This window comes from Thermohalobaculum xanthum (assembly GCF_016623495.1).
GTDB classification, from domain to species: Bacteria; Pseudomonadota; Alphaproteobacteria; order Rhodobacterales; family Rhodobacteraceae; genus Thermohalobaculum; species Thermohalobaculum xanthum.
Map to the genome: position 1 here is coordinate 89,355 of NZ_JAEHHL010000002.1, position 22,521 is coordinate 111,875.

Below are 22,521 nucleotides of genomic sequence, written 5' to 3' on the forward strand. Positions count from 1 at the left end.
CTACTTAGCCTCTTGCGAGCCAGAGCGGAAGTCCCGGGGGCGCTCACTCGCCGGGCTGGGCCATCGCCGACGGACGCGGCCGCCACAGCGTCTCGTTCCCGGCCTGGGGGTGGCGCGGAACCAGGAAGGCAAGCCCCAGCGACACGATTGCCAGCGCCGCAGCCAGCGCAAAGACCGCGCCGGGTTGCGCCAGCCACAGCAGGCCCAGTGGCGCGGGCAGGGTCACGGCGGCAATATGGTTGATCGTGAACGCCACCGCGGCCGTCGGCGCCTGGTCGGCAGGGTCCGCGATCTTCTGGAAGTAGGTCTTGTGCGCGATCGCGAGCGAGAACAGCATGTGGTCCGCGACATAGAGCGCCATCGCCAGCCACACGCTCCATTCGAAGAAGTAGATCCCGGCATAGAGCGAGAACACCGTGAGCAGGCCGACATATTCGAGCTTCAGCGCCGTCGACTCGCCCAGGCGCTGGATCAGCCTGCCGGCGTAGGGCGCGAACAGCATCACGGCGATGTAGTTGACCAGCATCAGCCCGGTGACCTCGTGCACCTTCAGGTCGAAGCGCTCGACCATCATGAAGGGCGCGAAGACGACGAAGATCTGCCGCCGCGCACCGCCGATGAAGATCAGCGCGTAGTAGAGCCAGTAGCGCCGCCGCAGCACCATCTGCTTGTTCTGGATGACGGGCGCCTCGAAACGCGGAAAGGCGATCCAGCAGAACGCCGCGATCGCGGCGCAGGCCAGCCCCGCCGCCCAGTAGACCGTCGAGTAGCTCAGCCCCAGCTCGCGCCAGGCGAAGATGATCAGGCCGAACACCACCAGCGAGCCGAAGGACCCCGCGGCAACGATGCGGCCGATCGCCCGCGGCGCGTGCTCTTTCGGCAGCCACTGGAGCTGCAGCGACTGGTTGATCGTCTCGAAGTAGTGGAACCCGACCGACGAGAGCGTGGTCGTGATCATCAGCCCCCAGAAGCTGGGGAACTCGCCCGTGATCGCGGTGCCCAGCCCCAGCAGGATCAGCGACAGGTAGGCGAGCAGTTGCTCGCGCATGATCAGCAGGATCCAGACCACGAGGAAGGCGAGGAAGCCGGGGATCTCGCGCGCGACGTGCAGCACGCCGATGTCGAACCCGTCGAAGGCGGCCTTCTCGACCACGAAGTTGTTGAGCAACGCCATCCATGTCGCGAACGCCAGCGGCGAGGCGATGGCCATCAGCATCAACAGGGTCTCGGGCCGCCGCCAGCGCGGCAGATGGTCGACGGCTCCGACGGGGACAGCGGGCTGCGGCATGCAGGGAAATCTCCAGCGAATGCGGTAGCCGTAGCCTGTTCTCCCGGCCCGCACCAGCGCCAAACATCGCAAGACAGTTATTCACGCGGCGCAACAACCCGCACCTGGAACAATCGCCGTCACTGGCGCGCTTGCCCGGCGTCGCGCCCCCGAAGTAGGCTCGCATGCCGCTGTGTCTGGCGCGTGGGGGGTGCTGCATGAGCCCGCTATCGGCCCAAAGCTTGCGGGGCGACATCTTTGGCGGGCTGACGGCGGCGGTGGTCGCGCTGCCGCTGGCGCTTGCCTTCGGCGTCGCCTCGGGCGCGGGGGCAGTGGCCGGGCTCTGGGGCGCGATCGCGGTCGGCTTCTTCGCTGCGGTGTTCGGCGGCACGCGGGCGCAGGTATCTGGCCCGACCGGCCCGATGACCGTCGTGATGGGCGCGGTCGTCGCGCAGTATTCCCACAACCTGGCCGAAGCCTTCACCATCGTCATGCTGGGCGGGCTGCTCCAGATCGGCTTCGGCATGGCGCGGCTGGGGCGTTTCGTCTCCTACACGCCCTACTCGGTCGTCTCGGGCTTCATGTCGGGGATCGGCGTCATCATCATCCTGATCCAGACCATGCCGTTCTTCGGCCTGCCGCCGGCACCGGGCGGGCCGCTTGGCGCAATCGCCGCATGGCCCGCGATCCCCGCGACCCTCAACGCCGAGGCGCTCGCGATCGGCATTGCCAGCCTCTTCGTGATGATCGCCTGGCCGCGCAACGCCGGGCGCCTCGTGCCCGCGCCGCTCGCGGCGCTGGCCGTCGGACTGTTGATGGGGCTGGTCGCGCTCGGCGGCGCACCCGTCATCGGCGAGGTGCCGCGCGGCCTCCCCCACCTCGTCATGCCGGTCATCGTCGTCGAGGACCTGCCTCAGGTGCTGCAGGCCGCGCTGGTGCTCGCGCTGCTCGGCTCGATCGACAGCCTGCTGACCTCGCTTGTCGCCGACTCGATCACTCGCACGCGCCACCACAGCGACCGCGAATTGATCGGTCAGGGCATCGGCAACCTCGCCGCCGGGCTGATCGGCGGCCTTCCGGGCGCCGGCGCCACGATGCGCACGGTGGTGAATGTCCGCGCCGGTGGCACGACACCCGTTTCGGGGGCGCTGCATGCGCTGGTGCTGCTGGCGCTCGCGTTCGGCCTCGGCCCGCTGGCCGAGCGCGTGCCGCACGCCGCACTCGCCGGCATCCTCCTCAAGGTCGGCTGGGACATCATCGACTGGGGCTATCTGAGGCGCCTGCGCCATGCCCCGCGCGACAAGGTGGCGGTGATGCTGATCACGCTGGGGCTGACGGTGTTCGTCGACCTGATCACCGCCGTCGCGGTCGGGCTGATCGTTGCCGGTTTCGCCACCGCGCGCTGGATGGAGGTCGAGGAGATGAAGGGCGTCGAGGCCATCGCCCTGCCCTCGCCCGGGGTCGCCCCCCTGTCGACCGAGACCGAGGCCGCGCTGAGCGGCAGCTCGGGCGCCGTGCAGCTGATCCGGCTGCGCGGGCGTTTCTCCTATGCCTCGGCGCGCCAGCTCACCCGCTCGCTGGCGCGGGCGGTCACGGGGACGCGGGCGGTGGTCTTCGACTTCACCGAGGCCGCGCACATCGACACCTCTGCCGCGATGGCGATCGAGGAGCTCGTTCTCGCCGCGCGCGAGGCCGGCGCGGTCTGCCATGTCGCGGCGCTGTCGGGGACCGCGCAGGCGACGCTCAGCGGGCTCGGCGTGCTCGATGCCGTGGGCGCCCGGCGGGTGCATGCCGACCGGGCCTCCGCCGTCGCTGCGGCCCTTGCCGAAATGGAAGGACGGGCGCCGGCCTGATGGCCGCGCGCCCGCCCGGGACCTCCTGGCGCCCGCTGGCGCCCCCCGTCAGGAGGCGATGCGTCCGCCGCCTTCGCGCGTCACCACGACCACCGAGGGGCGCGGCGGCATGTTGGCCTCGAAATCCGGCCAGCGCGTCGCCGGATCCTCGAAGGTCGAGTCCCGCCCGAACGGCGCGTAGTCGCGCGCACCGTCGGTCGCGGGGTGTTGCACCGCCAGGAACAGGGTCTGCTGATCCGGAGTGAAGTACGGACCACACAGCTCCGCCCCGATGGGGCAGCGGAAGAACAGCTTCGAGGTGCCTCGCCCGGTGCCCTCGGCCTCGAGGGCATAGAGCCCGTCGGCCTTGCCCGTCTTGCTCCAGCCACTGCCCTGATCGGTCGAGACCCACAGCCGGCCATCGGCGTCGATCGCACAGTTGTCGGGCGAGGCGAACCAGCCATTGGCCGAGGTCTCGGGGTTCCACAGCGCACCGACCTCGGCGACAGCCGGATCGCCGCACTTGACCAGGATCTCCCAGCCCGCCTTGGGCGCGGCATGGTCACCGCCCGGAACGGTAAGCTCGACGATATGGCCGAAGGCGTTCTCGGCCCGCGGGTTGGCGGCGTCGACCTGGTCGGCCTTGCGCCTGGTGTTGTTGGTCAGCAGGACGTATACCTTGTCGCCGGCGGGCTGGACGTCCTCGGGCCGGTCCATCGGCGTCGCGCCCAGAAGATCGGACGCGAGCCGCGCGTCGATCACCACGTCGGCTTGGCTGGCGAAGCCGTTCTCGGCGGTCAGCGGCCCCTGCCCCTGCACCAGCGGCAGCCAGTCGACCGTGCCGTCGTCGTTGAACCGCGCGACCGACAGCTCGCCCTCCGAAAGAAGCCGCATGTCGGCGGCCTTGTCGCCGCTGACCTTGCCAGCCGAGACGAAACGATAGAGGTAGTCGAAGCGCGCATCGTCGCCCGAATAGACCACCACCCGCCCATCGGGGTTCTGGATCATCTCCGCCCCTTCATGGCGGAAGCGGCCCATCGCCGTGTGCTTGACCGGCAGCGCCGCGGGATCCATCGGATCAACCTCGACGATCCAGCCGAAACGGTTGATCTCGTTCGGCTCCTTGTCGATGTCGAAGCGCTCGTCGTACTGGCCCCAGTTGTACCACATGCCCGGGGCGCCATAGCGCTTGTGCCTGGCCGCGTCGGAATTGCCCGAGAGGTCCGGCTTGCCGTCGAAGCCGAGATTGGTCGTCCAGAAATAGCCGTGGAAGTTCTCCTCGGCCATCAGGTAGGTGCCCCAGGGGGTAATGCCGCCCGCGCAGTTGTTGAGCGTGCCGATCACGCGCGTGCCGGTCGGATCGGCCTTGGTGCGCATGCGGTCGGTCCCGGCCGCCGGGCCGTCGATCGCCATTTCCGTGTCCAGCGCCGTGATGCGACGGTTCAGCGGGCTGTCCAGCACCACCGACCATCGCCCGTCAGCGTCGCGGGCGATCTCGACCACGGTGCCGCCATGGGCGGCCATCTCGATCTCGGCCAGCTCGCGCGTCATCCCGGCGAAGTCCGCCTTGTCCTGCCGGCCGAGGCCGGGGAACATCATTTCCTCGTTGGTGTATTCGTGGTTCACGCACAAGACGCCGCGCCTGCCCTCGGCGTCGAGGGGCACGAAGCCGACATAATCGTTGTTGTAGCCGAACTGCTTCTTCTGCGCCGCGGCGTTCTGGTTCATCGGGTCGAAGGCGGGCGCGTCAGCGGTGATGGGGTCTCCCCAGCGCAGCAGGATCTCGGCGCGGTAGCCCGGCGCGACATGATGCTTCTCGTCGACGCCCGCCTCGATCTCGTCGAATGCATAGCGCGAAGCACCCGCCCCAGCCGCCCGCGCCTCGGTGGCAGCGAGCATGGCGGTCGAGCCGAACAGCGCCGTCGCCGCCCCCACACCCAGCGCACCGCGCAGCACGTCGCGCCGGCCGTAGCGGCGGTTGATCACGTCGCCGAGGGTCTCGCTCAGCCGGTCATGGGTGGGGATGTCGTCGGCGGCCTCGAAGGCCTCGGCCTTGTTGGCGAAGGAATCGTCGCGGATCATCGGATCGTCCTCTGGGGGTTGGTGCCGCGCGCGACGCTAGTGATCCGATGTGACACTTGTTTGACGCCTCCGCGACGTCTGCCCGACAGTCCCGACCCCCGAGGGCGTCGGCTCCGCATCAGAAAATCGCGGGCATTGAGCAGGGTCAAGGCGCGAGCGCGCTGAAAATGATAAGGGAAAACAAGATCTGAAGGAATGAAAGGCGCCTCGTGATGCCTCTCACCGACCAGGAGATCGCCCTGATCCGCGAGAGCTATGCCCTGCTCGAGCCACGGATCGAAGATGCCTCGATCATCTTCTATGAAAGGCTGTTCGAGATCGCGCCCGAGTTGCGCGCCATGTTCCGCGGCGACATCGGCGAGCAGGGCATGAAGCTGATGACGGCGATCACCGCGATCATCCAGTTGCTCGACGCCCCCGACGAGCTTCGCGGACGCCTGCGCCGGCTCGGCACGGGCCATGCGGCCCTCGGCGTGACCTACGAGCATTTCCAACCCTTCGGCACCGCGCTTTGCCACACGATCGAGGAGGTGCTGGGCGACCGGCTGAGCCCCGACGCCGCTTATGCGTGGAAGCATGCCTATGCCGAGATCGCCGTCGGCATTCTCGAAGGGTTCAACGGCAAGGGCATGGACGGCACCGCCTCGGGCGCCAACGCCTAGCAGCCCTCCGGAATGGAAGAAGGGCCGCCCGTCGGGGCGGCCCTTGATCGAATTCGGCGGTCCGAGGGGACGTCAGTTCTGGGCGTAGAACTCGACGACCAGGTTCGGTTCCATCTGCACCGGGTAGGGCACGTCCGAAAGGCTGGGCACGCGCACGAAGGTCGCGGTGCCCTTCGAGTGGTCGACCTCGAGGTAATCCGGCACGTCGCGCTCGGCCGACTGCGAGGCCTCGATGACCAGCGCCATGTTGCGCGCCTTGTCCGAGATGGTGATCACGTCGCCCTCGCCCACGCGGGCCGAGGCGATGTTGCAGCGCTTGCCGTTCACCATCACGTGGCCGTGGTTCACGAACTGGCGCGCGGCGAACATCGTCGGCACGAACTTCGCGCGGTAGACCACCGCGTCGAGGCGCTGCTCGAGCAGGCCGACAAGGATGTCGCCGGTGTCGCCGCGGCGGCGCTCGGCCTCGGCATAGATGCGGCGAAACTGCTTCTCGGTCAGGTCGCCGTAATAGCCCTTGAGCTTCTGCTTGGCGCGCAGCTGCGTACCGAAGTCGGAAAGCTTGCCCTTGCGGCGCTGGCCATGCTGGCCGGGGCCGTATTCGCGGCGGTTCACTGGGCTCTTCGGGCGGCCCCAGATGTTCTCGCCAAGACGACGGTCGATCTTGTATTTGGCGGACGTGCGCTTGGTCACGGCCTTCTCCTTCGGTCAATATGCAAGGCGGCCTCCTCTCCCCGGGCTCATTCCCGAAGCGACAGGATCCCGCTTGCGCGGGCCGCGGACGCCAGAACGTGACCACCGCCCCAACGGGCGGCGGCGATGGCGCGCTCTATACAGGGTTTTCGCCGCAAGTCAAATGCTCGCCCGCAGGCACGGCGCCAGCTGCATACCTCGTTGGCGCGCCGCGCGCTTGACCCCTGCTGCAAGTCGCCGTCACGATCGCCGGCCATGAAGAATATCCTGATCACCGGCGCCTCGCGCGGCATTGGCCGCGCCACGGCCCTTCTTGCGGCAGACCGGGGCTGGTCGGTCGCGATCAACTATGCCAGCGACGCGGCGGCGGCACGGTCGGCGGCGCGCGAGGTCGAGGCACGCGGGTCGCGCGCGCTGACGGTGCAGGGCGACGTGACGGACGAGGCGGCGGTTGCCGCGATGTTCGACACCGCGCTCGACGGGCTCGGCGGTCTCGACGGTGTCGTGGTCAATGCCGGCGTCGTGGCGCCCTCGCTCCCGCTGGCCGAGATGTCGCTCGAACGGCTGCAGCGGGTCTTCGACATCAATGTCCTCGGCAGCTACCTGACCGCACGCGAGGCCGCGCGCCGGATGTCGACCGACCGCGGCGGACGCGGCGGCGCGATGGTCGTCGTCTCCTCCGCCGCGGCACGGTTGGGCTCGCCCAACGAATACGTCGACTATGCCGGCGCCAAGGCGGCGCTTGATGCAATGACCATCGGGCTGTCGAAGGAACTGGGCCCCCGGGGAATCAGGGTCAACGCGGTGCGCCCGGGACTGATCGAGACCGACATCCACGCAAGCGGCGGCCAGCCGGACCGCGCAGCGCGTCTGGGCGCCGCGACCCCGCTGGGCCGTGCAGGCTCGGCTGACGAGGTCGCCGAGTCGATCGTCTGGCTGCTCTCGGACGCCGCCGCCTACGCCAACGGCGCCATCCTCGACATCACCGGGGGGCGTTGAGGCCCGGTCACATCGTCACGGCTTCATCCGCCACGGCCGGGCGAAGGCGCCCAGCACCTTCTCGATCGCCTCGGCGTCTGCGTTCGGCCCCTCGACCGCGATCTCGGCGGTCAAGCCAAGCCTGGGATCCTCGACGACCGTCACCTCGGCCCGGATCCCGGCGGCCAGCAGGGCGCGCGTGTAGATGCGCGCCGTCGCCCGCTTGCGCAGGTCGGGCTTGAAGATCTTGCCCACGGCGGTCTTGGGAAGCTCGTCGAGGATCTCGATCGACTTGGGAACCGCGGCCTTCTCGGCGATCCGGCTCGCGGCGAATTCAAGGAGTTCGGCCTCGGTCGCCTGCGCGCCCATGGCAAGCTCGATATAGGCGCAGGGCACCTCGCCCGAATGCGCGTCGGGCTGGCCGATGGCGCCGACGAAGGCGACGGCCGGATGGCCGGCCAGGGCCTCCTCGATCAGCGCGGGGTCGATGTTGTGGCCGCCACGGATGATCAGGTCCTTCGCGCGCCCGGTGATCCAGATATAGCCGTCCCCGTCGATCCGCCCCAGGTCGCCGGTCCTGAGCCAGTCGCCCGGCTGCGCGAACAGCTCGGCATTGCGCGTCTCGTCCTTGTAGCCGGGAAAGACGCCGGGCGAGCGGATGCAGATCTCGCCGATCTCGTCGACCCCGCAGTCCCGCACGATGCTGGCGCCCGGGCCGCATATCAGGATCGAGACCTCGGTATAGGGGATCGGCAGGCCGACCGAGCCGATCTTGCGCTCGCCATCGGGCGGGTTGAGCGACACCAGGCAGGTCGCCTCGGTCATGCCATAGCCCTCGAGGATCATCACGCCGGTCGCCTCCTCGAAGCGGCGGAACAGCTCGACCGGCAGGGGCGCCGAGCCGCAGAGCGCGTATTTCAGGCTCGAGACGTCCGCATCGATGGGCCGCTGCATCAGCGCCGAGGCAGCCGTCGGCACCATCACCATGAAGCTCACGCGCCAGCGCGCGACCAGCTTCCAGAAATTGTCCATTACACCCTCGCCCCGGAAGCCCGCGGGCGTCGGCAGCACCAGGTGAGCGCCCGATGCGAGCGCGGTCATCGTCACCGGGTAGGCCGCGAGCACATGGAACAGCGGCAGCGGGCAGATCAGCACGTCCTCGTGACCGATCAGGCACAACGCGCCGACGCGGCCATTATAGACCATGCCGCGCTGGCAATGGCGCGCGATCTTGGGATGCCCGGTGGTCCCGCCGGTATGGAAGGTCGCGGCGATCCGCCCGGGATCGGGGTTCTCGTCGAAGTCCAGCCGGTCGCCGCGCTCCTTCGCCAGCTCGGCCCGGAAATCGAGGACGCGGGCGTTGTGGCGGCGCTCGACCCGCGGCCGCAGCAGGGGGATGAGCCAGGACAGCGGCGGCTTCAGGTAGCGCTTGAGATCGACCTCGAGCACGGTCTCGACGTCCGGTGCCTCGGCCACCGCGGCATGCACCTTTTGGGCGACATCGGTCTTCACGAAGGGGGCGAGGGTGACGACGACCTTGGCCCCGGACTCGCGCAGGATCGCGGCGATCTGCGCTGTCTCGAGCAGCGGGTTGACCGGGCTGACGACACCCGCGGTCACGCCGCCCAGCAGCGTGAGCACCGTCTCGGTCGCGTTCGGCAGCACATAGGCCACGGCGTCGCGGTCGCCCACGCCGAGCCGGCGAAAGAGGTTGGCGGCCTGCGTCACCTGGGCCATCAGCGTCGCCCAGTCCAGCGTCTCGGCCGCGGCATCCGCCTCGCCCCGCAGCTGGAAACTGACCGCTGGGCGCGAAGGATGCCGCCCTGCGGTCTCGCACAGCATGCCATAGACCGTGCCATCGACCCAGCGCGTGTCGGTCGGCACTGCCTCGATATCCTGCTTGTCCTCGAGCGTCGCCCAGACGACGTGGTCTTCCGTCATCTCTCCTCCCTCGTCGCATCACGACCGGCGCGCCGCTCCGCGTTCCTCGCGTTCTTCCCGAGTTGTCCCTTCATGAATACATGAGGTCGCCCCCCCGGCAAGCCGCGCCGCGCCGTCACGCCGGTCGGGCGCCGGGGTGGGCAAGGCGGCACGCGCAGGATATCTGTCGCGCATGGGACGCAAGGGACAGCCGCCTGATCGGATCGCAACCTGCTGCTATTGCGGATCGCGCTCGATCCTGCCGTCCGGCGGGCGGCGCGAGCGGCTTGTCTGCCATGGCTGCGGCGCCCCGATCCGCGTGCTGGAAATTCTCGGGGCGCGGGATGCACCCGGTCGGCGACCTGCCGTCCCCCACCCGGCCGAGAGGCCGGGCGCCCATCAGGCCAAGGACCGCGCCGTCAGGCGCAAGAAGGGCAAGCGCAAGCCCGGACTGATCGCGCGGCTCGGCCGCGTCCTCGACGATCTCGACGACATCCTCGATATCTTCGACTGATTTCCCCGCCGGCTTCCGCGCCGGCACGCGCGCCCTACTCGGCCGCCAGACCTTCGGTGAACTGCAGCCGCGCGAGCCGGGCGTAGAGCCCGCCGCCCGCCACCAGCTCGTCATGCGTGCCCGAGGCGACGAGTCGCCCCTCCTCCAGCACCAGGATGCGGTCGGCGCGCTTCACCGTCGCCAGACGGTGCGCGATGACCAGCGTGGTGCGCCCCTGAGACAGCCGCTCGACCGCGGCCTGCACCGCCCGCTCGCTCTCGGCGTCGAGCGCCGATGTCGCCTCGTCCAGCAGCAGGATCGGCGCGTCGCGCAGGATCGCGCGAGCGATGGCAATGCGCTGCTTCTGCCCGCCCGAGAGCAGGACGCCGCGCTCGCCAAGCCAGGTGCCGTATCCGTCCGGAAGGCGGGTGATGAAGTCATGCGCCGCGGCGGCCTTGGCCGCGGCCTCGACCTCGGCGTCCGACGCATCGGGGCGGCCGAACCGGATATTGGCGGACACGCTGTCGGCGAAGATCACGGGCTCCTGCGGCACCAGCGCGATCAGGCGGCGCAGGTCGCTCAGCCGCAGCCGGTCGATCGGCGTGCCGTCGATACGGATTTCACCCGACTCGGGGTCGTAGAACCGCAGCAAGAGCTGCAGCACCGTCGTCTTGCCGGCACCCGAGGGGCCGACCAGCGCCACCGTCTGGCCCGGCTCGACGCTCAGCGACAGATCGTCCAGCGCCGGCGTCTCGCTGCGCGACTGGTAGACGAAGCGGACATGGTCGAACTCGATGCGGCCCTCGGCCGGGTCGGGCGCGGGCAGCGGGTCGGCCGGCTCGGCCACCGGGTTTGGCATGGCCATCAGCTCCGCCAGCCGCTCGGTCGCACCCGCTGCGCGCTGCAACTCGCCCCAGACCTCGGACAAGGCACCGACGGCGCCCGCGGTGAACACCGCGAACAGCACGAACTGGGTCATCTCGCCGGGGCTCATGCGACCGGCGATGACGTCCCGCGCGCCGATCCAGATGACGCCGACGATGCCGGCGAAGATGAAGAATATGACCAGCACGGTCAGCAGCGAGCGCGCCCCGATCCGCGCGCGCGCCGCGTCGAACGCGGCCTCGACCTTGCCCGAGAACACCCGCCGCGCCTCGCCGTCGTAGTTCATGGCCTGCACGGTCTGGGCAGCCTGCAGCATCTCGCCGGCATGGGTCGCGCTTTCGGCCACCATGTCCTGGCTCAGCCGAGACAGGCGGCGCACACGGCGGCCCAGCACGAGGATCGGAAACACCACCACGGGCACGATCAGCAGCGTCATCCCCGTCAGCTTGGGCGAGGTCCACAGCAGCATGCCGATGCCGCCGAACAGCAGCAGGATATTGCGAAGCGCGATCGAGGCGGTCGAGCCCACCACCGACTGGATGATCGCTGTGTCGGCGGTGAGGCGGCTCAGCACCTCGGTCGTCATGACCTTCTCGTAGAACGCCGGGGCCATGCCCGCGACATGGCCGAAGACCGCCTTGCGCAGATCCGCGATCACCCTCTCGCCCAGCCAGGTGACCATGTAGAAGCGCATGGCCGTTGCAATGGCAAGCAGCGCCGCGACGCCCAGCAGCGCGAGGAAATAGCGATCAATCAGATCGCTGTCGCCGCGCATGATCACGTCGATCACGCGACCGAAGGCCACCGGCACCGCCAGGGTGAAGCCCGCCGCCGCGACCAGCGCGAGGATCACCAGCCCGATATGCCGCTTGTAGGGCAGGAGATATGGCATCAACCCGCTCAGCGGGCCGAGGCGGGCCGATTTCGCCCTGTCACGCAGGTCGTCTGCGCTGGCTGCGCCGTTCGATCCTCTCGCCGCTCGCACGCACCCCTCCCAGGTCCGGTTCGGTCGCCGCTGGTGATATCAATCTCGGGCGCCTGCCCGCAAGGCGCGCGGATCGCCGCAGCACCGCGCCTGCCCGGGCGGATGGCAGTCACGAATCTCTGACCCGCCGCATCTTGGCCGATGACGCACCGGCAACTTCATGCCACAAGGGGCGCAAGGACGGCCCGGCCGCCGGTCCGCCCCTGATTTCTCCGGTCGCGCCCGCAACTGATGCCGTGACCCCGCCAGAGACTGCATACGCACGCGCATGACCGCCCTGATTTCATTCACATCGCTCTTCATCTCGATCTTTCTGGTGCAGATGGGCTCGGGGTCGCTCGCGCCGCTCGACGCGCTGGCCGGGGTCGCGCGCGGGTTCACGACCGAGGAGATCGGCCTTCTGGGCTCGGCACATTTCCTCGGCTTCTTCATCGGCTGCTTCATCACGCCACGCCTGATCGGCACGGTGGGCCATTCGCGCTGCTTTGCCGCGGCGGCGGCGATCGGGGCGACGGGCGCGCTCCTGCACCCCGTGCTGGAGGGACCGTGGTTCTGGGCCGGGCTCAGGGCGCTCACCGGCATCGCCATCGCGTCGGCCTACACGGTGGTCGAATCATGGCTCCAGGCGAAGGTCGAGAACCACAACCGCGGGCGCATCTACGGCGTCTTCCGCGTGGTCGATCTGCTGGGGCAGGTCTCGGCCCAGGCGATGATCGCCGTGCTCGACCCGGCAAGCTACGTCGCCTACAACATCGTCGCGGTGTTCTGCGTCATCTGCCTGCTGCCGCTCGCGCTCACCCGCCGCGTTGCGCCCGAGACGCCCAAGGCCCCGCGGCTGCGGCCCCTTGCGGCGCTACGCCTCTCGCCCTCGGCGGTGGTGGGGGTGATCGTGGCGGCGATGACCGGCTCGGCCTTCCGCATGGTCGGCCCGCTCTACGGGTTCGAGAAGGGCCTTTCGCAGGACGAGATCGCCATCTTCCTTTCCGCCGCGATCGTTGGCGGCGTGATCGCGCAGTTCCCGGTCGGCTGGGTGGCCGACAAGATCGACCGGCGGGCGGTACTGATGGGCCTCTCGGCGCTGGCGGTTCTCGGATGCCTGTGGATGTCGCTGCTGATGCCGGCGGGCTCGCCGATGCTGCTGTTTGCCGGCGCGGCGATCTTCGGGGCGACGGCCTACCCCATCTATTCCGTCGCCGCGGCCTATGCCAACGACTTCGCGCCGGCTGATTTCATCGTCGAGCTCTCGGCGGCGCTGCTCTTCTACTTCTCGGTCGGCGCGATCTTCAGCCCGCTGATCTCGGCCTGGCTGATCTCGGCCTACGGGCCCGACGCGCTGTTCCTGTTCGTTGCCGCGGCCCATCTTGCGCTGATGCTCTTCGCCCTCTACCGCATGACGCGACGCCGCGCGCCGGCACCGCAATCGGCCTACAGCTACACGCCGCGCACATCGATGATCCTCGCCCGTCTGTTCAAGCCGTCCCGCGACGGCGACGACGGCACCCCCGACCAGACGGAACGGAGACTGTGACGATGAAGCTCTATCACTCACCGACCTCGCCCTATGTCCGCAAGGCCATGGTCATCCTGCATCTGGGCGGCATCGCCGGCCGCGTCGAGTTGGTCGCCGGCGGCGGCACGCCGCTCGCCCCGAACGCGGGCACGGTCTCGGCCAACCCGCTTGGCAAGGTGCCGTGCCTGATCACCGATGCGGGCGAGGCGATCTTCGACAGCCGGGTCATCTGCCGCTACCTCGACCACGTCGCCGGCACCGGCCTCTACCCCGCCGACGACAGCATCTGGGGCGTGCTGACGCGCGAGGCGCTGGCCGACGGCATCCTCGATGCGGGCATCCTCGCGGTCTACGAGAAGCGCCTGCGGCCCGAGGAGATCCGCATGCCCGCCTGGGTCGAGGCGCAGACCGTCAAGATGCGCCGCGCGATCGAGACGCTCGAGCACGGCTTCGCCGCGCTGTCGGGCCCGGTGCGGGCCGATCACATCGCCATTGGCTGCGCGCTCGGCTATGTCGACTTCCGCTTCGGTGACCTCGGCTGGCGCGCCGGCGCGCCAAAGCTCGCCGCCTGGTACGAGGCCTTCGCCGCCACGCCCGCCATGTCCGAGACCGCGCCGAAGGAATAACCCCCTGCCCGCCCAGGCCGCCATGATCCCCTGGACCGAGATCCTGACCGCCTGGGCGGTGTTCGCGGCCAACGTGCTCTCGCCCGGCCCGAACGTGTTCAACACCATCGCCATCGCGCTTGGCTCAGGCCGCTCGGTGGCGCTCGCGGTCGTGCCCGCGGTGGCGCTCGGCGTGCTGGCCTGGGCGCTCGCCCTGATCCTCGGCGCGGCCTTCCTGTTCGAGCGCGCGCCCTGGGTCGAGGCTTCGCTCACCGCGCTGGGCGGCGGGCTCCTGGTCTGGTTCGGCAGCCGCTACCTGCATCGCGCCTGGCACTGGTCGGCGCAGATCGGCCGGTCGCGCATGATGAGCGCGCGGCAGGCGTTCGCCGTGACGCTGGGAATCCTCGCCACCAACCCCAAGGCGCTGACCACCTGGATCGTGCTGATCTCGATCTTCCCCGCCGCGCAGGCGAAGGCGCAGGGCATCGCGGTGATGGCGCTGGGCGCCGCGGTGGTCGCCGCGACCGTGCACCTGGGCTACGCCCTGGCGTTCTCGACGCGCCGCGCGGCCGAGGCCTATGCCCGCGCCGGACGCTGGATCAACGCGGGCGTCGGCGTCTTCTTCACGGCCCTCGGCCTCAGCCTGCTCGCCGGTGTCGCCGGCCTCGTCTGACCGCCCGGCACCGCGCAGCGGCGTTGCAACTGTCCCGCCATGCTGCAAAGTGGCGTCGGAACCATCGACAAGGCCCCGATGAAAGTCGAACTGCGCGATCTCGAGATCCTCGCGGCGCTGGCCAAGCACCGCCACTTCACCCGCGCCGCCGAGGCCTGCGGGATCTCGCAGCCCGCGCTCTCCTCGCGCATCGCCAATCTCGAGACGGTGATCGGCATGGCGCTGGTGCGCCGAGGCTCGCGCTTCGGCGGGTTCACCGAGGAAGGCGAGATCCTGCTCAAATGGGCGCGCCGCATCCTCGCCGAGAACGACGCCATGCTGCAGGAGATGACCAACGCCCGTGGCGTGGTGGCGGGCCGGGTGGTGATGGGGGTGATCCCCACCGCGCTGGGCCAGGCCACCCGGCTGGCCGCGGCGGTCAAGCGCAAGCATCCTCGCGTCGTGCCCGAGATCCGCTCGGCCTCGTTCGCCGAGATCGAGACCGGCCTCGGCGCCGGGAACTTCGACCTCGGCCTCTCCTATCTCGAAGACCGCGCCGCCACCCGCTTCAAGGCGCTGCCCCTCTACCGCGAATCCTACGTGCTGGTGCTGCCCGTAGCGCTCGGCACGCCCGCGCGCGGCGCGATCACCTGGCGCGAGGCCGCCGACCACCCGCTCGCGCTGCTCACCCCGAACATGAAGAACCGCCAGATCATCGACGCCGCCTTCCGCGAGGCCGGCGTCATGCCCCGCGCCGTGTTCGAGACCGACGACCTCTCGGCGCTGTTCAGCTATGTGGCCGACAGTGATTCGGCCACCATCGCGCCGGCCAACGCAACCGACACGCGCTACTTCGGACCCGGTTTCCTGACCCTTCCGCTGGTCGAACCCGAGATCCGCCGCACCGTCGCGCTGCTCACGCCCGAGACCGGATTCGAGCCTCCTGCCGTATCTGCTACCTTGCGCGTCGCTTCCGTGCTGTCGGCCTCCGCTTCATAAGCGGAAATTATCAAGCGATTGACAAAAGCCTCTTGAACGCCCGGGGCGTTCTGGGGTTTCTGTGGTATACCACGAAAACGGAAAACTTCATCGGGGGCGCTGATGGCACCGCTGGACGACAAGCCCGGGGTCTGGAAATCGGGTAAGGGCAAGGGACGCAGGACGCCCAAGGGCCGCCAGTTCGACGACGGCGCGCTGGCCGATGTGCGGGCGCTGCTGGGCGACCGCCCGCGCCGGCGCGACCTGCTGATCGAGTTCCTGCACCTGATCCAGGACAAGTACGGGCACCTGTCGTCGGCGCATCTGAGGGCGCTGGCCGAGGAGATGCGCCTCGCCCAGGCCGAGGTCTGGGAGGTCGCGACCTTCTATGCCCATTTCGACCCGGTGAAGGAGGGCGAGACCCCGCCGCCCGCGCTCACCATCCGCGTCTGCGACTCGCTTTCCTGCGAGCTGGCAGGTGCCCAGCAGCTGCTCAAGGCGCTGCAGGACGGCATGAACCCCGCCCAGGTCCGCGTGCTGCGCGCGCCCTGCATGGGCCGTTGCGACACCGCCCCGGTGCTCGAGATCGGCCATAACCACATCGACCACGCCACCCCCGAGAAGGTCGAGGCGGCAATCGCGGCCGGCGACACCCACGCGCATCTGCCGGATTACGAGACCTATTCCGCCTATGCCGCCGAGGGTGGCTACGAGACGCTGAAGGCGCTCCGCGCAGGCTCGGCCACGCCCGACGAGGTGCAGGAGAAGGTGCTCGCCTCGGGCCTCCGCGGCCTCGGCGGCGCCGGCTTCCCGTCGGGCCGCAAGTGGTCCTTCGTGCGGGCCGAGCCGGGGCCGCGCTACCTCGCCGTCAACGGCGACGAGGGCGAGCCCGGCACCTTCAAGGACCGCTTCTACCTCGAGCGCACGCCGCACCCCTTCCTCGAAGGCATGCTGATCGCCGCCTGGGCGGTCGAGGCCGAGAAGGCCTTCATCTACATGCGCGACGAGTATCCGGCGGTGCTCGAGATCCTGCGCCGCGAGATCTCGGCGCTCGAGGAGGCCGGCATCGTCGAGCCCGGCTACATCGACCTGCGCCGCGGCGCCGGGGCCTATATCTGCGGCGAAGAGTCGGCGATGATCGAGTCGATCGAGGGCAAGCGCGGTCTGCCCCGCCACCGGCCTCCTTACGTCGCGCAGGTCGGCATCTTCGACCGCCCGACGCTGGTTCACAACGTCGAGACGCTCCACTGGGTCGCCCGCATCTGCCGCGAGGGCCCCGAGATCCTGTCGTCGGTCGAGAAGAACGGCCGCAAGGGGCTGCGCTCTTACTCGGTCTCGGGCCGGGTGAAGAACCCGGGCGTGCACCTGCTGCCCGCGGGCTCCACGATCACCGACATCATCGAGGCCGCGGGCGGCATGCTCGACGGCCACGCCTTCAAGGCCTACCAGCCGGGCGGCCCGTCATCGGGCCTCCTGCCCGCCTCGATGGCCGACGTCCCCCTCGACTTCGACACGCTCCAGCCGCATGGCAGCTTCATCGGCTCGGCCGCGGTCGTGGTATTGTCGGACAAGGACTCGGCCCGCGACGCCGCGCTCAACATGCTGAAGTTCTTCGAGGACGAAAGCTGCGGCCAGTGCACGCCCTGCCGCGTCGGCTGCGAGAAGGCGGTCAAGCTGATGGAAGCCGACAAGTGGGACACCGGGCTCCTCGAGGAGCTCAGCCAGGCGATGGTCGACGCCTCGATCTGCGGCCTTGGCCAGGCGGCGCCGAACCCGATCCGGCTGACGATCAAGCACTTCCCGGAGGAAATCTGACATGGCTGACGGCGGAAAGATGGAAGCGATCACCTTCACGCTCGACGGCCGCGAGGTCACGGCCCAGCCGGGCGAGAGCATCTGGCAGGTCGCCAAGCGCGAGGGCACGCTGATCCCGCATCTGTGCCACAAGGACACGCCGGGCTACCGCTCGGACGGCAACTGCCGTGCCTGCATGGTCGAGATCGACGGCGAGCGCACGCTCGCGGCCTCCTGCGTGCGCATGCCGAGCCCCGGCATGAAGGTCAGCACCGGCTCCGAGCGCGCCGACAAGGCCCGCAAGATGGTCATGGAGCTGCTGGTCGCCGACCAGCCCGCGCGCAACGACGCCCATGACCGCGACAGCCACCTTTGGGACATGGCCGACCGCCAGGGCGTGACCGCCAGCCGCTTCCCGAAGATCGAAGCCGAGCGCGTGCCCCTGCTCGACGCCAGCCACGTCGCGATGAAGGTCAATCTCGACGCCTGCATCCACTGCAACCTGTGCGTCCGGGCCTGCCGCGAGGTCCAGGTGAACGACGTGATCGGCATGTCGGGCCGCGGCCACGACGCCAAGATCACCTTCGACTTCGACGACCCGATGGGCGCCTCGACCTGCGTCGCCTGCGGCGAGTGCGTCCAGGCCTGCCCCACCGGCGCGCTCATGCCCGCCACCGCGGTGGACGAGGCGCAGAAGGGCTCGTCGCTCGACTATGACCGCGAGGTCCAGTCGGTCTGCCCCTATTGTGGCGTGGGCTGCCAGCTCAGCTTCAAGATCAAGGACGACAAGATCGCCTGGGTCGACGGCATCGACGGTCCCGCGAACGAGAACCGGCTCTGCGTCAAGGGCCGCTTCGGCTTCGACTACGTCCGCCATCCGCACCGGCTGACCAAGCCGCTGATCCGCCGTCCCGACGCACCCGACAAGGGCCTCAACGTCGACCCGGCCAACCCCTGGACGCATTTCCGCGAGGCGACCTGGGACGAGGCGCTCGACGCCGCGGCCGCGGGCCTCGCCAAGCTGCGCGGCTTCTTCGGCGGCAAGGCGGTCGCGGGCTTCGGCTCGGCCAAGTGCTCGAACGAGGAAGCCTATCTCTTCCAGAAGCTGATCCGCACCGGCTTCGGCCACAACAACGTCGACCACTGCACCCGGCTTTGCCACGCCTCGTCGGTGGCGGCGCTGATGGAGAACGTGGGCTCGGGCGCCGTGACCGCGACCTTCAATGAGATCGAGAACGCCGACTGCGCCATCGTGATCGGCTGCAACCCGACCGAGAACCACCCCGTCGCCGCGACCTACTTCAAGCAGTTCGCCAAGCGCGGCGGCAAGCTGATCGTCATGGACCCGCGGGCCCAGGCGCTCAAGCGGCACGCGAGCCACATGCTCCAGTTCCGCCCGGGCACCGACGTGGCGATGCTCAACGCCATCATGCACGTGATCGTCGAGGAGAAGCTCTACGACCGCAACTACGTGCAGGGCTTCACCGAGGGCTTCTTCCAGCTCCGCGACCATCTCAAGGACTACGCGCCCGAGAAGATGGCGCCGATCTGCGGCATCGAGGCCGATGTCCTGCGCGACGTCGCCCGGACCTTCGCCAACGCCAAGGCCGGGATGATCTTCTGGGGCATGGGCATCAGCCAGCACATCCACGGCACCGACAACTCGCGCTGCCTGATCTCGCTCGCGCTGCTGTGCGGCCATGTCGGCCGGCCCGGCTCGGGCCTGCACCCGCTGCGCGGCCAGAACAACGTGCAGGGCGCCTCGGACGCGGGCCTGATCCCGATGGTCCTGCCCGACTACCAGTCGGTGAAGGAAGAGGGCGCGCGCGAGCTGTTCCGCTCGATCTGGCAGATGGAAGTCAACCCCGAGCCCGGCCTGACCGTGGTCGAGATCATCGACGCGATCTACCGCGGCGAGATCAAGGGCATGTACATCCTGGGCGAGAACCCGGCGATGTCCGACCCCGATGTCGAGCATGCCCGCAAGGCGCTCGCGCATCTCGACCACCTCGTGGTGCAGGACATCTTCCTGACCGAGACCGCGAACTTCGCCGACGTGATCCTGCCCGCCTCGGCCTGGCCCGAGAAGACCGGCACGGTGACCAACACCAACCGCCAGGTGCAGATGGGCCGCAAGGCGCTGAACCCGCCGGGCGACGCCAGGGAAGACTGGTGGATCGTGGTGCAGATGGCCAAGCGCCTCGGCCTCGACTGGAAGTACACGCACCCCTCCGAAGTCTTCAAGGAGATGAAGATGGGGATGCAGTCCCTGCGCAACATCTCGTGGGGCCGACTCGAGGAAGAGGGCGCGGTCACCTATCCCTCGCTCAGCCCCGAGGATCCGGGCCAGGCGGTGGTGTTCGGCGATGGCTTCCCGCGGCCCGGCGGCCGGGCGAAGTTCACCCCGGCGCGCGTCACCCCGCCCGCCGAGGTGCCGGACCAGAAGTTCCCGATGATCCTGACCACGGGCCGGCAGCTCGAGCACTGGCACACCGGCTCGATGACCCGCCGCGCCACCGTGCTCGACTGGGCCGAGCCCGAGGCCAACGCCTCGCTCCATCCCAAGACCCTGCGCAAGCTGGGCGTGGAGCCGGGCGAGATGATCCGCATCGAGACCCGCCGCGGCGCCATCGACATCATGGCCCGCGCCGACCGCGCCGTGGCCGAGGACATGGTCTTCGTGCCCTTCGCCTATGTCGAGGCGGCGGCGAACACCCTGACGAACCCGCAGCTCGACCCCTACGGCAAGATCCCCGAGTTCAAGTTCTCGGCCTGCCGGGTCCGCAAGACGGGCGAGGATCCGATCGCGGCCGAGTAAGGGCGGCCGGATCGCGAAAAAACCGGGGGCGCCCGCGAGGGCGCCCCTAGCATTTTCAGCCGACGCCTTGCGGTTTAAATGATCAAGGCATCACCGGAGATTACGTGAACCGCTTCCCGGGTATCGCCACGTAGCCGCGATGGCGCGGAAGGCTCCGCCCCAGCGCTCGAGCCGCCGAGATCTTGATTCGTGAGGGTTCCAAGCAAACGACGCACACCTGCCTCGTTCGCAAATGTCATCCCCGAGAACACTGCGTTCGCCGATAACATAGCGGCCGACAAATCAGCTTGATCTCGCGCGCGACGACGTTTGATCTAACGCGATGACCAAAGCCGTTTTTCAGCACAAGGCAGACTCGATCTATGATGACACGCCGTGGGAGCGTTATGAGTTCCCAAAGCGCTATCTGAGGGACGTCGAGAAAACGAAAGGCGACTGGATCGTCTATTACGAGCCGAGATCTGCCGAGGGAAACCAGGGACGGCTCAGATATTTTGCGACGGCGCGCGTGACTGATGTAGGCCCGAGCACGTCGCACCCCGAGATGTTCATGGCCCACATCGACCCCTCAAGTTACGTCGAGTTCGCTCGACCGGTCGACCGCGTACTCGACGGTCGTGTCATCGAGCGCTCGCTCCGTGCCCCTGACGGAAGCATCGCTCGCGGCGGCAACGTGCAACGTGCAGTCCGCCTCCTGGCGGATGACGAATTCGCCGCCATCGCAGCCCACGGCATAGATGCCTCGCCGGAACGCTGGGAAAGGGAACATGGTTTCTCGGACGAGGCTGCGCTCTTTGAGCGACCGATGATCGAGCGCCTGACGCGCCGCGCCGAGCGAGACGCAAACTTCCGCAAGCAGGTGCTCCGCGCCTACGGCAATCGATGCGCGATCTCGGATTTCGCCCTCGCCAATGGGTTCGGACGGCCCGAGGTCGAGGCCGCGCATATCAGACCTGTTACACATTCGGGGCCAGATACCGTGCGTAACGGCCTTGCGCTGTCTCACACGGTGCACTGGATGTTCGACCGGGGACTGATCACGATCACCGAGGATTTCTCGATCCTGGTGTCGGAAAACAAGGTGCCAAGTGACGTTTCGGCTCGTCTCATCAGGCCTGATCGTCGCCTGCGGCGCCCCGAAAATCGTCGCGATGACCCACATCCGGAATTTCTAAAGTATCATCGCGAGAACATCTTTGGTCGCGGCGAGCCGATGTATACCCTGCCGCCGACATGATTCCGAATGCTCATAAGCAACCGCGCAGGCGGACCATCGGAGAGCGCTCAGAATGAAATCCCTTCACGTCGGCTCGGCGACCATCGACATCATCTGCATCGTCGCCGCCGAGAACATCGAGCGCATGACCTTCACCAACGAGGGCAAGTCCTTCCTGATGGTCGAGTCCGGCCGCAAGGTCCCGGCGGAGTCCATCACCGACCATGTCGGCGGCGGCGCCTGCAACACCGCCGTCAGTCTCGCGCGGCGCGGCTGGCGGACCGAGGTGCTTGCCCGGGTCGGCGACGATCTCAACGCCGACGCGGTGCGCGAGCATCTCGACCGCTACGGCGTCGGCCAAGACCGGCTGATCACCGACCCCGGCGCCGCGACCGGCACCTCGGTGATGATCGCGAGCCATGACCGCAACGCCTCGATCTTCGTGCAGCGCGGCGCAAACGAGAACCTCACCCCCGACGACCTGCCCGAGAGCGGCTTCGCGGGCTACAAGATGGTCTATGTCGCGCCCCTCTCGTCGGGCTCGGCCGACTGCTTCCCCGCCATCGTCGCGGCGGCGAAGCGCTCGGGCGCTACGGTGATCTCGAACCCCGGCATCCGGCAACTCACCTCGCGCACAGCTGCCTTCATCGGCGCGCTTGCCAAGATCGACCTGCTCTCGGTCAACCGCGTCGAGGCCGAGGCGCTGGTCCCCGCCTTCGCCGCCCGCTCGGAAGGGCCCGACCCGGTGCCCCGGGCCGACGCGCCCGCACTGCTCAGGCGCGGCCTCAGCTTCGGCGGCTTCGAGATGGGACTGCTGCGCTTCCTGCACGAGGTGCAAGCCGCCGGGCCGCGCTGGGTGTGCCTCACCGACGGCACCGACGGCGCCTGGCTAGCGGCGCCCGAGGGCGTGTTCTGGCGCCCCTCGGCCCCAGCCGAGGTCGCCGGCACCGCCGGCGCGGGCGACAGCTACACCTCGACCATCGCCGCCGCGCTGACCGAAGGGGCGTCGCCGCAGGACGCGATGCTCGAGGCGGCGGTGAACTCGGCCTCGGTCGTCTCGGTGGTGGACACGACCTCGGGCCTCCTCAACCGCGCGGGCCTCGACGAGGCCCGTCAGCGCGTGGGGGAGATGCCGCTCTACCGCGCCTGAT

The 22,521-nt window shown here is 68.9% G+C and carries 17 protein-coding genes; 12 read left to right on the forward strand and 5 right to left on the reverse strand.

Going from position 1 to position 22,521, the window contains the following annotated elements:
• Window positions 1-43 precede the first annotated feature (43 nt).
• Window positions 44-1,288: an MFS transporter gene (locus tag H0I76_RS05405; RefSeq protein ID WP_200608041.1), complete on the reverse strand. Its 1,245-nt coding sequence runs from the start codon at window positions 1,286-1,288 to the stop codon at window positions 44-46.
• A 197-nt stretch (window positions 1,289-1,485) separates the two neighbouring features.
• Here H0I76_RS05405 and H0I76_RS05410 point away from each other — a divergent pair, with 197 nt between their 5' ends.
• Complete coding sequence (locus H0I76_RS05410) at window positions 1,486-3,120, forward strand: SulP family inorganic anion transporter (RefSeq protein WP_200608043.1); 1,635 nt, start codon at window positions 1,486-1,488, stop codon at window positions 3,118-3,120.
• Between the two features lie 48 nt (window positions 3,121-3,168).
• Here H0I76_RS05410 and H0I76_RS05415 read toward each other — a convergent pair whose 3' ends face one another.
• Entirely contained in the window at window positions 3,169-5,181 is a 2,013-nt protein-coding gene (locus tag H0I76_RS05415) for a PhoX family protein (protein WP_200608045.1), read from the reverse strand.
• A gap of 212 nt (window positions 5,182-5,393) precedes the next feature.
• Here H0I76_RS05415 and H0I76_RS05420 point away from each other — a divergent pair, with 212 nt between their 5' ends.
• The gene (locus tag H0I76_RS05420; protein WP_200608047.1) at window positions 5,394-5,843 is read left to right on the forward strand and encodes a globin domain-containing protein; all 450 of its coding nucleotides are present in this window, start codon (window positions 5,394-5,396) and stop codon (window positions 5,841-5,843) included.
• Window positions 5,844-5,915: 72 nt separating this feature from the next.
• On the opposite strand, the gene rpsD is transcribed toward H0I76_RS05420, so the two are convergent.
• Window positions 5,916-6,536, reverse strand: a complete 621-nt coding sequence (rpsD, locus tag H0I76_RS05425) for a 30S ribosomal protein S4 (RefSeq protein ID WP_200608049.1) — start codon at window positions 6,534-6,536, stop codon at window positions 5,916-5,918.
• 255 nt (window positions 6,537-6,791) lie between these two features.
• On the opposite strand from rpsD, the gene H0I76_RS05430 reads away from it, so the two are divergent.
• On the forward strand, window positions 6,792-7,535 hold the full coding sequence (locus tag H0I76_RS05430; protein WP_200608051.1) for an SDR family oxidoreductase: 744 nt from the start codon (window positions 6,792-6,794) through the stop codon (window positions 7,533-7,535).
• A 15-nt stretch (window positions 7,536-7,550) separates the two neighbouring features.
• Here the strand turns inward: H0I76_RS05430 and H0I76_RS05435 are convergent, their stop codons facing one another.
• On the reverse strand, window positions 7,551-9,455 hold the full coding sequence (locus H0I76_RS05435) for an acyl-CoA synthetase (RefSeq protein WP_200608053.1): 1,905 nt from the start codon (window positions 9,453-9,455) through the stop codon (window positions 7,551-7,553).
• A gap of 172 nt (window positions 9,456-9,627) precedes the next feature.
• Here H0I76_RS05435 and H0I76_RS05440 point away from each other — a divergent pair, with 172 nt between their 5' ends.
• Entirely contained in the window at window positions 9,628-9,948 is a 321-nt protein-coding gene (locus tag H0I76_RS05440) for a hypothetical protein (RefSeq protein ID WP_200608055.1), read from the forward strand.
• Between the two features lie 34 nt (window positions 9,949-9,982).
• On the opposite strand, the gene H0I76_RS05445 is transcribed toward H0I76_RS05440, so the two are convergent.
• Window positions 9,983-11,797, reverse strand: coding sequence for an ABC transporter transmembrane domain-containing protein (locus H0I76_RS05445; protein WP_325166406.1), 1,815 nt, complete (start codon window positions 11,795-11,797; stop codon window positions 9,983-9,985).
• A gap of 268 nt (window positions 11,798-12,065) precedes the next feature.
• Between H0I76_RS05445 and H0I76_RS05450 the strand changes: the two genes are divergently transcribed.
• From H0I76_RS05450 to H0I76_RS05485, 8 genes are all read left to right on the forward strand, one after another.
• On the forward strand, window positions 12,066-13,325 hold the full coding sequence (locus H0I76_RS05450; RefSeq protein WP_200608057.1) for an MFS transporter: 1,260 nt from the start codon (window positions 12,066-12,068) through the stop codon (window positions 13,323-13,325).
• Window positions 13,326-13,327: 2 nt separating this feature from the next.
• Complete coding sequence (locus tag H0I76_RS05455; protein ID WP_200608059.1) at window positions 13,328-13,933, forward strand: glutathione S-transferase; 606 nt, start codon at window positions 13,328-13,330, stop codon at window positions 13,931-13,933.
• 22 nt (window positions 13,934-13,955) lie between these two features.
• Window positions 13,956-14,585: a LysE family translocator gene (locus tag H0I76_RS05460; RefSeq protein WP_200608061.1), complete on the forward strand. Its 630-nt coding sequence runs from the start codon at window positions 13,956-13,958 to the stop codon at window positions 14,583-14,585.
• 78 nt (window positions 14,586-14,663) lie between these two features.
• Window positions 14,664-15,563 (forward strand): LysR family transcriptional regulator, encoded by a 900-nt coding sequence (locus H0I76_RS05465; RefSeq protein WP_200608063.1) that lies wholly within the window; start codon window positions 14,664-14,666, stop codon window positions 15,561-15,563.
• 102 nt (window positions 15,564-15,665) lie between these two features.
• On the forward strand, window positions 15,666-17,357 hold the full coding sequence (locus tag H0I76_RS05470) for an NAD(P)H-dependent oxidoreductase subunit E (RefSeq protein ID WP_200608065.1): 1,692 nt from the start codon (window positions 15,666-15,668) through the stop codon (window positions 17,355-17,357).
• Between the two features lies 1 nt (window position 17,358).
• A complete protein-coding gene (gene fdhF / locus H0I76_RS05475) occupies window positions 17,359-20,154 on the forward strand; it encodes a formate dehydrogenase subunit alpha (RefSeq protein WP_200608067.1) in 2,796 nt (931 codons plus the stop codon).
• A gap of 322 nt (window positions 20,155-20,476) precedes the next feature.
• Window positions 20,477-21,391, forward strand: coding sequence for an HNH endonuclease (locus H0I76_RS05480; protein WP_200608070.1), 915 nt, complete (start codon window positions 20,477-20,479; stop codon window positions 21,389-21,391).
• Window positions 21,392-21,443: 52 nt separating this feature from the next.
• Window positions 21,444-22,520 carry a carbohydrate kinase family protein gene (locus tag H0I76_RS05485; RefSeq protein ID WP_200608072.1) on the forward strand — a complete coding sequence of 359 codons (1,077 nt, stop codon included), beginning with the start codon at window positions 21,444-21,446 and terminating at the stop codon, window positions 22,518-22,520.
• The last annotated feature ends 1 nt before the right edge of the window (window position 22,521 follow it).